We start from the raw sequence: 13,083 nt of genomic DNA, 5'->3' as shown, positions 1-13,083 counted from the left end.
CGGCCGGTTCGCTCTGCTCGCCCCCCGTACGAGGCTGATGCCGATAACCCCGTTGGCGAGTAGCAGCGCCTGTCCCGTGGTGTGTGCGCACGCCGCGCAGTGGGAGGGTGCCAAGGCTGGACATCGAGGTGCCATTGCCGGCGGCAGTCTCGTGCTCGAGGCAGCGCGCGATCATGTCCTCAATGGCCCGGACCAGGCGCGCCAAGGTGGCGGGACGGGGCCGTAGCCCGGGGGCACACGCCGAGAAGACCCTCAGCCTGTGCCGGCCGGGGTCGTGAAAGGTCGAGGGCGCGGGAGCGCGGTCCGTCGACGGCGCGGTGTCGCGGTGGGCGTTTCGCCTGCCGTTCGGTGCCGTCTGGATCTGGATGTGGATCGGGATCGGGATCTGGATCGGGAGTGCGGCGGGCAGGTTCGGGGCGTGGCTGCGCTGGTGAAGCGCTGCCTGGTGCCGCCGCCGTGGCTCTGCTGTGCCGCGCTGCTGTGCCGTGGTGCGGGTAGTGCGTCGGTCTGTGCTGTTCGTGCTCGTGCTGGCTGCTGAGCGGCGCTGTCGGCTTGGGCCGATGACCGTGCTGCCGGACGTTCTCTGCGGTGGTGCCTGCCGGTGGTGCCTGTCGGTCTTCCTCACCGGCTGTTCTTGCGGTGGAGCTTCTTGCTGCGATGGGTCTACTGCGAAGATTCTGGTGCGGTTCTCCAGGGCCGGCTCTCTTGCCGTTGCCGCTTTCGTTGCCGCTGCTGGTACTGCTGTGGCTACTGCCGTTGTGGCTACTGCTGGTGGAGCTTCGTCGCACGCACTGCTGTTGCTACGCCTGCGAGTGGATAGCGCTGATTCCTGCCGCGGTCTCTTCGAACTCGTTCCCGAACAACGCGTCGACCGGCGGGCGGTGGCGGCAGCTGGGGGAGGAACCGTGGGCCTCGGCGCGGATGCGCTGCTTCATTGTGGGAGGCAGGGACCGTTTGAAGGCCCAGGGAGCTCGGACGGCGGTAGCGACGGGGGTGCTCACCGCCGCGTTGCGGGCGCCCTCCGTCTGCTGTACGGGAGTGGCCGCGGCGGCCGGGGAGGTGAGACCCATCGCGGTCAGTACCGCGAGGAAGGCGGTGATGAGGACGGTCCACAGCTTGATGACCTTGTTGGTGGCCATGATCCCTCACTTTCGGGTTGGGCGATTTGCGTACTTTCCTCATGATGTGTATGTGGGCTCCGTAGTGGGGGACCGACGCCCGTGGCGCGTCGATGTTCAGATGAACAGCACTCGAATGGGCGTAATCGCGCCGTAAGTCCGTCAATCACGCTGAATGTCACGTTCCGTGAAGTGTGATCGGCGCCCCGTGGTCCGGTTCGACTGGTCGACGGGGTGCGGGAGTTGGGCCCGGGTGCAGGTCACCGATCGGTATCGGCCGGTGTGTATAGTCGGGCGCCAGAGGTCCCCTACGTCAAAGAAAGACGAGGTCGCGCGGTGAAGAAGCTTCTCCTGGTCGCACTGGCCGCCATCGGCGGGCTCCTCGTGTACCGCCAGATCCAGGCGGATCGCGCCGAGCAGGATCTGTGGACGGAGGCGACTGACTCCGTACCCACGGGTTCGTGAGTATCGACGACAGTCTCTTCAGGGCCCCGATCGCATGAGCGGTCGGGGCTTTGTGCTGTCCGGGGTGAGGTGGGCGCAAGGTCGCCCCGGGCTTCATATTCGCTTACGTAAATCATTTGCTTGCTTTCGTGAATGCCGGTGGGGCGTATGGGGCCCTGGCGGCAGGATGGTCGTCCGGCGATGAAAGCGATGGCTGTGGCGGGGGCGACGAAGGGGCGCGTGATGAGTCGGCGCGGAGGGCGGCGCGTGGTGCTGCGCGGGCGGGGACGGCCGGTGCCGGCGTTCACGGCAGCGATGTGCGCGGTGGCCGCTGCGGTCGCGGTGGTGGCGGTGCCCGGGACGGCGGCGGCCGGGGAATCGGCCCCGTATGTCTTCGCGCACGATGCAAAAACCGTTCAGGGTGCGGTGACCAGTACGGATGCGGTGGAGCTCAAGGCCGGGGAGACCTATCGGAGCTCCATCGAGGCGGGGGTGAAGGGCACCGGGCTCGGCAGTGGGTCGGGTGCGAAGGGGGCGGCCGGCACGCGTTACTACCGCGTCGGCCTGGATGGATCCTCCGACACGTATGTCTCGGCGGTGGCGGTGCCGAAGGCCGGGGCGGACGTGAAGGTGGCGTTCAACGACAGCATTTCCGTGACCCTGCAGGATCGACAGGGCAATCGCTGTGACTCCGAGGTCGCGGCGTTCCGCTCCGCCGAGTACCCGAGGCCGATAGCCGCCACCGCGGAGCGGGTCGTCCGGAAGGGCGGCGGGCGCTGCCAGGATGCGGGCACGTATGACGTGGTCGTCGCGCGCAGGACCGCGCCTGACTCCACGCGGGAGCGCTGGGACCTGGAACTGAGCGTCTCCTCGGAGCCCGCGCTCAAGTCGCCGCCCGCCACCACCGGGCCCGGGGCCTGGCCGTCGTCTTCGCCGCGGCCGCCCGCCGGGATCCCTTCCGAACGCCGCGGCGGCACGGGCTTCAACGACGCGCAGAGCTTGCGGCAAGGCGTGTGGAAGGACCGGATCCGCCCGGGGCAGACGCTGTTCTACCGGGTACCGCTGGACTGGGGACAGCAGCTCTTCACCGGGGCCGAGCTGGGTGCCTCGGCGGGGGACGCGCACCGTACGGGCTTTGTGCCGAATGCCCTCAGTGTGGCGCTGTACAACCCGGCGCGGACACAGATCACGTCGAAGGACGCCTCGTACGGAGGGGAGCCCGCCGTGGCGGCCCTGGACTCCCTGCCTCCGGTCGCCTACGAGAACCGCTATCTGTCGCGCCCGGACGAAGCGGGCATGCGGTTCGCCGGCTGGTACTACCTGAAGGTCTCCCTCACGCCGGAGATGAAGGGGACCTTCGGGAACAAGGAGTCCGGGCTGACGCTCCGTCTGACGGTCCAGGGGGACGCGGCTTCGGCGCCCGCGTATGTGCGGAATCCGGGGGCGTTCCAGGTCACTGACGCGGACCGGGCCGCCGCTGCGAGCGGGTCCGCGCAGGGCGGGGACTCATCGGTGCCCTCGGCGGGTGGGCAGGGCGGCGGGCAGGGGGCGCAGGGCGGGTCCGGTCGGGCGAACCGCATGACGGTCGTCGGGATCGCCGGGATCGGCACGGGGTCCGTGCTGGTGCTGGGGCTCGTCGTATGGACGTACGTCGCTCGTCGGCGGGTGTCTGCCGGCTGGTAGGCGGGGCGAGCCGGGGTTCTCAGGCCTGGGTCAGCGCCCAGATGCCCACCGCGAAACTGATCAGGGCGACGAACAGCACCGGGATCGCCACCTTCGCGGGCGGTCCCGGTCGCCGTTTCCGTACCCGCCGATGGGGGGTCGGGCTCTGGGGCGCGCCGCCGGGATTCGGGTGGCCGAGGAGTGGAACCTGAACGCTCTGGGCGGTGTACGTAGAGATAGAGGCGGGCTGAGCGGGCGCCGGTGCGGGAGCTGGAGCGGCGTAGGAGCGCTGCGTGGCCGGGGTCGTGGCCGGGGTGTGGGGGGAGGGCTCGTGGGGGTGCGGGCGGGTTGGTGGGGTTGGTTGTGGTTCCGGGTTAGGCGCCGGTTGTGGTGCGGTTTGTGGTGCTGTGGGGTGAGGGTGTGGCTGGGCGGTGTACTCGGGAGCGTGGTGGGGCGCCGTGTTGGGGGCGATTGCCTGACGCTCGGGAGAGGTCTGTGCGAATGGATGCGCGGGGGGCTGCACGCGTGGCTGTGTGGGGGGCTGCGCGGGAGGAGGCGGTGGCAGGTGGAAGCTGCCGGTTTCGGACATGCCGGTGCCGGGCGTGACCGTTCCCGACGTGCGGGACCCGGGCCTGTCGGTTGCCGACGGGGAGGTCCCGGGCGGGACGGGTCCGGACGGGGTGGGTCCGGGCGTGACGCTGGGCCCGCGCACGCCGGGTTGTGGTGCGAAGGGCTCCGGCCCCTGGGGCGCGGCGGTGGCGGGGCCTCGGACGGACGAGTCCGCCAGTGGGACGTCGTCCGGCACCGCGGGGGCATACAGCGGTGGCGGTGGCACCGGCGCCGGCGGCTCCGGTGGGAGTGCCGGCAGGGACTCTCCCGGAGCAGGCTTCCGCGTGGTGGAACGGCCTGGCGTACGGCCGGTCGAGCCATGGTTCGGGGTCCGGTCGTGTACGAGGCCGGGGGCGACCGCCCGGGAGGTCGTGGTCGGGCCGGTCGGGGCGAACCCGGGTGGGAGTGCGCCGAGTTGATCGAAGACCTCGACCAGTTCGTCGTCGGGTCCGGGCTCGGGAAGCAGCTCGGAGGCCGCCAGGAGGGCCTTGCGGGCGCCTGTGGCGGTACGGAAGCGCGCTTCCGGATCAGGCTGCAGCAGACCGGCCACGACGGTCCACAGAGGGCCGGGAATCCCCTGGGGCGCGCCAGGGGTGCCGTGATCGGTGAAGCGCTCGATCAGTGCCCTGGAGTCCGGCCGGGCGCCCTGGAGCAGATACAGGGCGACCAGACCGACGGCGAACAGGTCTGCGGGGAAGTCCGGCTCACCGCCCATCGCCTGTTCGGGGGCGAAGTAGCCGGGCGTTCCCACCACATAGTCGGTCTCGGTGAGCCGGGGCTCGCCCTTGCGCATCGCGATGCCGAAGTCCGAGAGGCGCAGATGAGGCCGGGCCGTGCCGGTCGCCTCCAGGAGGATGTTGGCCGGCTTGATGTCGCGGTGCACGACCCCCTCCGCGTGCACCGCGGTGAGGCCGGCGAGGAGCTGATCCAGGAGGAGACACACGAAGGACGGTGGCAGAGGCCCGTAGTCGCCGATCAGATGCGCCAGCGAGCCACCGGCGACGAGGTCCATGGTGAACAGGACCTTGTCGTCGTCCGCGGCCCAGCTGGCCGGGGCGAGGACGTGGGGGTGGTCGATCCGCAGTGCCTGTTCGCGCACGAAGCGGAGCAGGGTGTGGGCATCGCTCTGCAGCAGGACCTTGGCGGCCACATATCGGCGGCGCCGGTGGTCCCAGGCGCGCCATACGGCGCCTGCTCCCCCGCGGCCGATCGGGTCGGCCAGTTCGTAGCGTCCGGCGAAGACCTCACCCATCGTGGTGCGTCGCTCCCCCCTCGGCCGTCACGACGCGTCCGGCCTCTCGGATGGTCCCGCGGCCCAGGACCGGCCGCGGGACGCGCGGCCGGCCCGATGTCGCTGGCGTTCGGCCGGGATCAGCTCTGGTGCGCCTGATAGTGGGTCACGGCGTCGGAGGTGCGCCCGGCGCCGTAGACCCGGAGGAACTCTGCCAGTTCCGGGTGGCTCGGGGCGAGAGTGTCCGCCGCATCGATGATGTCCCCGGCCGCGGAGACGGAGCGCAGCAGCGACTGGATCTCGCGGACCACGCGCTTGACCGTGGGTGCGCCCGAACTGGTTGTCGTCTGCGCGGTGTTGGTGAGCACCGAGCCCCCCTGTGACTTCTTGATCTCGTCCATGCGCTCGGTGGCCTCGGCGGCGCTGACGCTTCCGTCGGCGACCTGACCCGCCAGGTCCTGGAGCAACTGGACACGCTGGACGACGGCCGGGTTGCCTATCTTCGCGCGCTGACCGCTCATCAGCTGGGAGAGCATGGGCGCGGACAGGCCGAGAACCCCCGCGAGCCGGGCCTGGTTGAGGCCCAGATCATCGATGAGGCGACGGAAGAGCGCCCCCAGTGGCTCTCCGTACCAGTTTCGCTGGAGCTCCCGGGCTCTTGCGGTAGCTTCCTGCTGTGCGGCGTCCATTGCGTCTCCCCATCGCTTCCCCAAATACGGCGGTTCGCTGCCGCGAACCACGTGGGGCATCTTACGGAGAGTGGTTGTGGACCGGGAGTCCCAATCCTTTTGCGAGATCCGGGGGGTGACCCGGTACTCTGGTCTGCGATGCGCACCGGATCGCACTTCTTCTGGTTCGACGTATCGTTTTCGGGGCCTTAGCTCAGTTGGTAGAGCGCTGCCTTTGCAAGGCAGATGTCAGGAGTTCGAATCTCCTAGGCTCCACAGGTTCCACGTGAAACACGTGAACGCCGTAGGGCGGGAGACCACTGGTCTCCCGCCCTACGGCGTTACTGCAAGTTCGAGGCTCAGCCGCGGTCGTTGCGGTCGGCGGCGTCCGCCTCCGCTTCGGCCTGCTTGGCCTGTACCTCGGGGTCGAGGGAGCCCTGGCTGCCGTCCACCGACGACAGGGGCGTACTGTCCGCGACCTCGGTCGCGGCCGGCGGTTCGACCAGCCAGTCCGGGTTGGCCTGCTTGTCCCACCACTTCCAGGCGGCGAAGGCGCCCCCGGCGAGGATGCCGACGACGAGGAAGCCCTTGGCGACGCGTCCCGCCCGCGCCCGCCGTTCGTGCTTGCGGACGAGCTTCTGGATCTCCTTCGGCGACACCTGCCCACGCAGGGCGGCGATCGCCGCGACGCTGCGGGCCGTCGCCTCCTCGCGGACGGGCTGGGCGGCGGCCACGGCCTGCTCGATCCGCGGCCTGGCGTAGTCGGCGGCCTGGCGGGCTGCCTTCCGGGTGCGGACGGCTGCGTCCTGCGCGGCCTGGTCGACCTTCGGCGGCACATGGCTGCGGGCCTGTTCAAGATGCGGTGCGAGGTACGTGTCGTATTGGTCGCGGGTCTGCTGCGCAGCCTGCGACATCACGGGCGCGAGCCGTACGCGCGCTTCCTGCGCATACAGTGCGGCCCGGTCCTTGGCCGTCTCGGCGTAGGGCGCCACCACTTCCGCGGCGTGCAGCACGCTGTCCTTCGCCGAGCCGGTCGCGGCGCGCACGCTGTCGATGCGGGTCACGGGATCCTCCTCCTCGGTGGCGTATAGGTTTTCACCTTTCCACCCTTTTTCGGATCATGCCTGCCCGGCGGCAGTGCGGCATGCGAGGGCGGGCATTCGGGGCACAAGCCGCCTTTGGACGTGCCGAGGTATTCCAGGCAATAGCTGATCAATACGGTGCAATAGGGCTTGCGGACGACAATGCCACGGATCGCCTTGCGGCGCGCCTCCTCGGTGGCGACTCGGCCGGAAATTCTGCGGCTGCCGCCGGGCGACGGGTCAACGGGGGCGTGCGAGGATCGGATCGTCACAGAAGGCAACGGAAGGCAGATCGTGGCTGAGCAGCTCTACGCCACCCTGAAGACCAACCAAGGCGACATCGAAGTCCGGCTGCTGCCGAACCACGCGCCCAAGACGGTCAAGAACTTCGTCGAGCTCGCTCGGGGTGAGCGGGAGTGGACGAACCCGGAGACGGGCGAGAAGTCCACCGACAAGCTCTACGACGGCACGGTCTTCCACCGGGTGATCAGCGGTTTCATGATCCAGGGCGGTGACCCGCTGGGCAACGGCACCGGCGGCCCCGGCTACCAGTTCGAGGACGAGTTCCACCCCGACCTCGCCTTCGACAGGCCGTACCTGCTGGCCATGGCGAACGCCGGCCCGGGCACCAACGGCTCCCAGTTCTTCATCACGGTGTCGCCGACGGCCTGGCTGACCCGTAAGCACACGATTTTCGGCGAGGTCGTCGACGAGGCCAGCCAGAAGGTCGTGGACGGCATCGCGACCGCGCAGACGAACCCGCGTACGGACCGGCCGGTCAACGACGTGGTCATCGAGTCGGTCGTCGTGGAGACCCGCTGACGCGAACCGGGCCGACGGGAACCAATACGCCCCGCTCATCCGTAAGGATGGGCGGGGCCATGTGTTGACCGCGCCCGTTGCGTACGAGGGGATTCCGATGGATCAGGTGCCAGGCAGTCCGCAGAGTCCTCAGGAAGCGCAAGGCACGCCCCGCTGCTATCGGCACCCTGACCGCGAGACCGGGATCCGCTGCGCCCGCTGCGACAAGCCCATCTGCCCGGACTGCATGGTCAGCGCCTCGGTGGGCTTCCAGTGCCCGGACTGTGTGCGGGGCGGTTCCGTTACGGGGCACGGCCCGGCAGCCAGCAGGCCGAGGACGATCACGGGCGGCACCATCGCGGCCGATCCTCGCCTGGTCACGAAGATCCTTATCGGGATCAACGTGGCGGTGTTCATCGCGGTCCATGTGTGGGACCGGCTGCTCTCCGACTTCGTTCTGATCGGGGCCTGGCCTCCCGCGCCCTTCGCCCCGGACCAGGGCGTGGCAGGCGGCGAGTGGTACCGCCTGGTGACGGCGATGTTCACGCACCAGGAGGTGTGGCACATCGCGTTCAACATGCTGGGCCTGTGGTGGCTCGGCGGCCCGCTGGAGGCGGCGCTCGGCCGGGCCCGCTACATCGCGCTGTACATGGTCTCGGGGCTGGCCGGCAGCGCGCTGACCTACGCGATCGCGGGGCCGAGCGAACAGTCCCTCGGTGCGTCCGGTGCCGTCTTCGGGCTCCTGGGCGCGACGGCGGTGCTGGTGCGGCGTCTCAACTACGACATGCGCCCCGTGATCGCCCTTCTCGCGCTGAACCTGCTCTTCACGTTCACGTGGGGCAACATCGCCTGGCAGGCCCACGTCGGCGGGCTCGTCGCCGGCGTGGTCGTCGGGTACGCGATGGTCCACGCCCCCAGGGAGCGCCGCTCGCTGGTGCAGTACGGGACCTGTGCGCTCGTCCTCGCCGTGGTGGTCGTCACTGTGCTTGTGAGGACGGCCCAGCTCACTTGAGCTCAGTCCGTGGCCCACGTTGTCCACAGACGGTGCCGGATCCTGTGCACTCGGTGGGGAACAGGTGTGCCCCTTGTCGCTGACCTGGGTTTCCCCAGCCAGGACAAGGGGCGAACATGTGGGCGAGCTGCGGTGCGTCAGTCACACCGGCGTCAACGCCCGGTGGGTTATCCACAGATCTTCCGACCTTTTCCCCACTGTGGAAAGAGCTGTGGATAACTCAGTGGATAACTAGGGGCAGAGCTACTTCCACTGCGTGGAAACGCCGAACCCGGCCGCGATGAAGCCGAAGCCCACGACGATGTTCCAGTTGCCGAGCGCGTCCAGCGGCAGGGTGCCGTCGGTGACGTAGAAGACGACGATCCAGGCGAGCCCGATCAGGAACATCGCGAGCATCACCGGGGCTACCCAGCCGCGATTGGTCAGCTTGATATTCGCCGCCTGCTTCGACGCCGGAGGCGGCGTGTAGTCGGCCTTCTTGCGGATACGTGACTTCGGCACGAGGGTCTCTCCTGTCGATGCGCTGCGTGGCCGCGCAGGGGACGTGGGCTGGCTCCGGGCAGCGTACAAGGGGAATCTCTGCGCTCCCCCGGGCGTCCGTTAGCGTAGTGCTTCCGCGGCGCTGAAGGAGATAAGGGTACGTTGAGCAATTCTGCCGACTCCCGGGAAGAGCCCCCCGGCGGGGGCCGCCCCCGCGTGCGCCTCCGTCCCATGCGGCTGCTGACCGTGGCCGTGTTCGCCCTGGCCGGGCTGATCTTCTTCACCAGCTTCAACACCGCCAAGGGCACCAACATCCGCACCGACACCTCGCTGCTGAAGCTCTCCGACCTCATCCAGGAGCGCAGCCACAAGAACGGCCAGCTCGAGGAGTCCAACAGCGCGATCCGCGACGACGTCGACGCTCTCACCGAGCGCGGCGGCGCCGGCACCAAGGCCGGGGACGCCAAACTGTCCGCCCTGGAGAAGGCGTCCGGCACCAAGAAACTGCGCGGACAGGCCGTCTCGGTCACGCTCGCGGACGCCCCGCCGAACGCCACCGCCAAGCTCCCCGGCTACCCCGAACCCCAGCCGAACGACCTGGTCATCCACCAGCAGGACCTCCAGGCCGTCGTCAACGCCCTGTGGAACGGCGGCGCGCAGGGCATCAAGGTCATGGACCAGCGGCTCATCTCCACCAGCGCCGTGCGCTGTGTCGGCAACACCCTGATCCTCCAGGGCCGGGTCTACTCACCCCCGTACAAGATCACCGCGGTCGGGGACCCGGAGAAGCTGAAGCAGGCGCTCGCCGTCTCGCCCCAGATCCAGAACTACATGCTCTACGTCAACGCCTACGGCCTCGGCTGGAAAGTCGAGGACGACGGGGCGGTGACTCTTCCCGGTTACTCGGGCACAGTGGATCTCCACTACGCGAAGCCCGTGGAGTAGCCGCCTGGGGGAGCCTGTGTCGGTCCGAGTGCTCGTCAGGACGTTCAGCGAACTGTGCATCACGGTCGGCGCCCTGATCGTGCTGTTCGTCGCCTACGTGCTGTTCTGGACCGGCGTGAAAGCCGACAGCGCCATGGACCACCAGATCGACACGCTCCAGGACCAGTGGTCCAAGGGGTCGGTGGCGGTCGAGCAACCCCGCCCGGGCCCGTCCCCGAGCCAGAGCCCTGCCCAGGACCGGAGCCGGCCCCAGACACCCTCGCCGTCCCCGTCCCCGTCCCCGTCCCCGTACAAGGACGGCAAGCCGTTCGCCGTCATGTACATCCCGCGGCTCGGTTTCACGTGGAACAAACCGGTGCTCCAGGGGACGGGCGTGGACATCCTCAAGAAGGGCCTCGGTCACTACGCGGGCACGGCGCAGCTCGGGCAGAAGGGGAACTTCTCCGTCGCCGGCCACCGCCGCACCTACGGCGACCCGTTCAAGGACTTCCCCGAGCTGCGCCCCGGCGACGCCGTCGTCCTCACCGACGGTACGACCTGGTTCACCTACCGCATCGATACCAAGCCCTACAAGACGCTGCCCAGCGATGTCGCCGTCATCGACCCGGTGCCGCGCAAGTCCGGATACACGGAGCCGGGCCGCTATCTGACACTGACGACGTGCGAGCCGGAGTGGGGTCACAGCCACCGGCTGATCGTCTGGGCGCACCTTGATGCCACCCAGCCCGCGGAGGCCGGGAAACCGGAGGCCCTGCGCCGTTAGTCTGTTGCCGTACGGCGACGGAAGGGACGGCATGTACGGCTGGATCTGGCGGCATCTGCCGGGAAACACGTGGATCAGAGCACTGATCTCGCTTCTGCTCGTCCTCGCGGTGGTCTACGTACTGTTCCAGTACGTCTTCCCGTGGGCCGAGCCCCTGCTGCCCTTCAACGATGTGACGGTGAACAACTAGTGGGCGCGAGCAGCCGCATTCTCGTGGTCGACAACTACGACAGCTTCGTCTTCAACCTCGTCCAGTACCTGTACCAACTGGGCGCCGAGTGCGAAGTGCTGCGCAACGACGAGGTCGGGACCCGGCACGCGCAGGACGGCTTCGACGGCGTACTGCTGTCCCCGGGCCCCGGAGCCCCCGAACAGGCCGGTGTCTGTGTCGAGATGGTGCGCCACTGCGCACAGACCGGCGTGCCCGTCTTCGGTGTCTGCCTCGGCATGCAGTCCATGCAGGTCGCGTACGGCGGTGTCGTGGACCGGGCCCCCGAACTGCTGCACGGCAAGACGTCCCTGGTGCGGCACGAGGGCAAGGGCGTCTTCGCGGGGCTGCCGAACCCCTTCACGGCGACCCGCTACCACTCGCTCGCCGCCGAACCGGACACCGTCCCGGACGAGCTCGAGGTCACCGCGCGCACCGACGACGGCATCATCATGGGCCTGCGCCACCGTGAACTGCCCGTCGAGGGCGTGCAGTTCCACCCCGAATCCGTCCTCACGGAACACGGTCACCTGATGCTGGCCAACTGGCTGACCGTCTGCGGCGACAAGACCGCGGTGGCACGATCGGCCGGGCTCGCCCCGGTCGTGGGCAGGGCCTCGGCGTGACCGCCCTGCGCCCCGAGCGCGAGGGAGCCTCGTACGAGCAGGAACCGTACGAGGCTGCCGGTGCGTTCGAGGCGGCCGTTCAGCGGCTCGACGACCCGCTGAACGATCCACTGCCCGGGCAGCACCCCTCGCCCTGGTTCCGCGCCACGGACGAGTCTCAGGAGCCCCAGCCGTACGCGCAGCCGCAGCCGGACGCTCACCAGCCGCTCCAGGCCCAGCCGTCGCCTCAGCCGGAGCAGGAGTGGTACGACCCTCAGGGCTACGTACAGGACTGGTACGGCGGCGAGCAGCAGGCTCCGCAGACACCACATCCGCCGCAGGTGCAGCAGGCGCAGCAGCCCGCGTACGTGCCGCCCGTCCGCGAGTACGAGGCGAGACCGCCGCGGCCGGTCCCGAACGACGAGACCGTGGCCCTGCGCACCGCGGACACCCGGGGAGCAGCCGAGCCCGACACGGCCGCATACACAGACACAGACACAGACGCCTCCACGGGCGCAGAGACCGACACCGGGTCCGACTCCGGCGCCCCTGAGCGTGAGCGCGCTGCCGCGCCCGTGGTGACCGGTGGCCGGGCCGCGCGCAGGAAGGCCGCCAAGCACGGCGGCAGGCACTCGGCGGCGCCCGCGCAGACTCCGGAGCCCGCCTCCCCGCCCCGCAGCCGTCTGGAGGCGCGCAGGGCCGCGAGGGCGAGCAGGCCGAGTACGGGCGAGGTCGCCAGCCGGGCCATCGGCGAAACGTTCATCACCATCGGCGTGCTGATGCTGCTCTTCGTCACCTACCAGCTGTGGTGGTCGAACATCCGGGCCCACCAGCAGGCGGGCAGCGCGGCGCACCACCTCCAGGACGACTGGGCGAACGGCAAACGCGAGCCGGACAAGTTCGCGCCCGGCCAGGGCTTCGCGATCATGCACATCCCGAAGCTGGACGTCGTCGTGCCGATCGCCGAGGGCATCAGCAAGACGAAGGTCCTGGACCACGGCATGGTGGGCCACTACGGCAAGGACAGCATCGAGACGGCGATGCCGAGCGCCAAGACCGGCAACTTCGCGGTCGCCGGGCACCGCAATACGCACGGCGAGCCGTTCCGCTACATCAACCGGCTCCAGCCGGGCGATCCGATCGTCGTCGAGACGCAGGACACGTACTACGTGTACAAGATGACGAGCATCCTTCCGCAGACCCCGCCCAGCAACACGACCGTCCTCAATCCGGTCCCCCAGGGCTCCGGGTTCACGGCTCCGGGCCGGTACATCACGCTGACCACGTGCACGCCGGAATTCACCAGTACGTATCGAATGATCGTCTGGGGCAAGATGGTCGAGGAACGGCCGCGCAGCAAGGGGAAGCCGGACGCGCTCGTGCAGTAGCGGGCAGCGGCAGGGCATACGCGGGGCAGCGGGGCACGCAGGGGAAGCGGACAGCACACCCAGCAGG

Annotated in this window: 15 protein-coding genes and 1 tRNA gene; 10 read left to right on the top strand and 6 right to left on the bottom strand. The window is 69.3% G+C overall.

Annotated elements, in window-relative coordinates; translation table 11 throughout:
* Nucleotides 1-800: 800 nt before the first annotated feature.
* Nucleotides 801-1,139 (bottom strand): DUF6344 domain-containing protein, encoded by a 339-nt coding sequence (locus ACZ67T_RS09735; RefSeq protein WP_469982823.1) that lies wholly within the window; start codon nt 1,137-1,139, stop codon nt 801-803.
* A 315-nt stretch (nt 1,140-1,454) separates the two neighbouring features.
* Here ACZ67T_RS09735 and ACZ67T_RS09730 point away from each other — a divergent pair, with 315 nt between their 5' ends.
* Together ACZ67T_RS09730 and ACZ67T_RS09725 are read left to right on the top strand one after the other, a co-directional pair.
* Entirely contained in the window at nt 1,455-1,583 is a 129-nt protein-coding gene (locus ACZ67T_RS09730; protein WP_003999697.1) for a DLW-39 family protein, read from the top strand.
* A 222-nt stretch (nt 1,584-1,805) separates the two neighbouring features.
* Nucleotides 1,806-3,245, top strand: a complete 1,440-nt coding sequence (locus ACZ67T_RS09725; RefSeq protein WP_469982821.1) for a hypothetical protein — start codon at nt 1,806-1,808, stop codon at nt 3,243-3,245.
* Between the two features lie 19 nt (nt 3,246-3,264).
* Here ACZ67T_RS09725 and ACZ67T_RS09720 read toward each other — a convergent pair whose 3' ends face one another.
* On the bottom strand, nt 3,265-5,085 hold the full coding sequence (locus ACZ67T_RS09720) for a serine/threonine-protein kinase (protein WP_469982819.1): 1,821 nt from the start codon (nt 5,083-5,085) through the stop codon (nt 3,265-3,267).
* A 119-nt stretch (nt 5,086-5,204) separates the two neighbouring features.
* Nucleotides 5,205-5,753, bottom strand: a complete 549-nt coding sequence (locus ACZ67T_RS09715; protein ID WP_100597242.1) for a helix-turn-helix domain-containing protein — start codon at nt 5,751-5,753, stop codon at nt 5,205-5,207.
* Nucleotides 5,754-5,935: 182 nt separating this feature from the next.
* Here ACZ67T_RS09715 and ACZ67T_RS09710 point away from each other — a divergent pair.
* Nucleotides 5,936-6,008 (top strand) — tRNA-Ala (locus ACZ67T_RS09710).
* Nucleotides 6,009-6,091: 83 nt separating this feature from the next.
* Here the strand turns inward: ACZ67T_RS09710 and ACZ67T_RS09705 are convergent.
* The gene (locus ACZ67T_RS09705; protein ID WP_469982817.1) at nt 6,092-6,796 is read right to left on the bottom strand and encodes a DUF5324 family protein; all 705 of its coding nucleotides are present in this window, start codon (nt 6,794-6,796) and stop codon (nt 6,092-6,094) included.
* Entirely contained in the window at nt 6,793-7,086 is a 294-nt protein-coding gene (locus ACZ67T_RS09700) for a hypothetical protein (protein WP_469982815.1), read from the bottom strand. The genes ACZ67T_RS09705 and ACZ67T_RS09700 overlap by 4 nt, the downstream gene beginning before the upstream one ends.
* A 22-nt stretch (nt 7,087-7,108) precedes the next feature.
* Here ACZ67T_RS09700 and ACZ67T_RS09695 point away from each other — a divergent pair, with 22 nt between their 5' ends.
* Nucleotides 7,109-7,636 (top strand): peptidylprolyl isomerase, encoded by a 528-nt coding sequence (locus ACZ67T_RS09695; RefSeq protein ID WP_383093611.1) that lies wholly within the window; start codon nt 7,109-7,111, stop codon nt 7,634-7,636.
* Nucleotides 7,637-7,733: 97 nt separating this feature from the next.
* Nucleotides 7,734-8,627 (top strand): rhomboid family intramembrane serine protease, encoded by an 894-nt coding sequence (locus tag ACZ67T_RS09690; protein WP_469982814.1) that lies wholly within the window; start codon nt 7,734-7,736, stop codon nt 8,625-8,627.
* Nucleotides 8,628-8,870: 243 nt separating this feature from the next.
* Here ACZ67T_RS09690 and crgA read toward each other — a convergent pair whose 3' ends face one another.
* Nucleotides 8,871-9,128 carry a cell division protein CrgA gene (gene crgA, locus ACZ67T_RS09685; protein ID WP_326774929.1) on the bottom strand — a complete coding sequence of 86 codons (258 nt, stop codon included), beginning with the start codon at nt 9,126-9,128 and terminating at the stop codon, nt 8,871-8,873.
* Nucleotides 9,129-9,269: 141 nt separating this feature from the next.
* Here crgA and ACZ67T_RS09680 point away from each other — a divergent pair, with 141 nt between their 5' ends.
* Genes ACZ67T_RS09680 through ACZ67T_RS09660 form a run of 5 tightly spaced genes read left to right on the top strand, consistent with a single transcriptional unit; the run spans nt 9,270 to nt 13,016 of the window.
* Entirely contained in the window at nt 9,270-10,052 is a 783-nt protein-coding gene (locus tag ACZ67T_RS09680) for a DUF881 domain-containing protein (protein ID WP_469982812.1), read from the top strand.
* A 16-nt stretch (nt 10,053-10,068) separates the two neighbouring features.
* Nucleotides 10,069-10,815, top strand: a complete 747-nt coding sequence (locus ACZ67T_RS09675; protein ID WP_469982811.1) for a class E sortase — start codon at nt 10,069-10,071, stop codon at nt 10,813-10,815.
* 31 nt (nt 10,816-10,846) lie between these two features.
* The gene (locus ACZ67T_RS09670) at nt 10,847-11,005 is read left to right on the top strand and encodes a hypothetical protein (protein WP_384264638.1); all 159 of its coding nucleotides are present in this window, start codon (nt 10,847-10,849) and stop codon (nt 11,003-11,005) included.
* Nucleotides 11,005-11,649: an aminodeoxychorismate/anthranilate synthase component II gene (locus tag ACZ67T_RS09665; protein ID WP_469982810.1), complete on the top strand. Its 645-nt coding sequence runs from the start codon at nt 11,005-11,007 to the stop codon at nt 11,647-11,649. The genes ACZ67T_RS09670 and ACZ67T_RS09665 overlap by 1 nt, the downstream gene beginning before the upstream one ends.
* Nucleotides 11,646-13,016, top strand: coding sequence for a class E sortase (locus ACZ67T_RS09660; protein ID WP_469982809.1), 1,371 nt, complete (start codon nt 11,646-11,648; stop codon nt 13,014-13,016). Before ACZ67T_RS09665 ends, ACZ67T_RS09660 begins: the two co-directional genes overlap by 4 nt.
* The last annotated feature ends 67 nt before the right edge of the window (nt 13,017-13,083 follow it).

This window comes from Streptomyces sp. NPDC107517 (genome assembly GCF_055582645.1).
The sequence above is the reverse complement of the archived record's forward strand: the minus strand, read 5'-3'. Positions and strand labels throughout refer to the sequence as shown.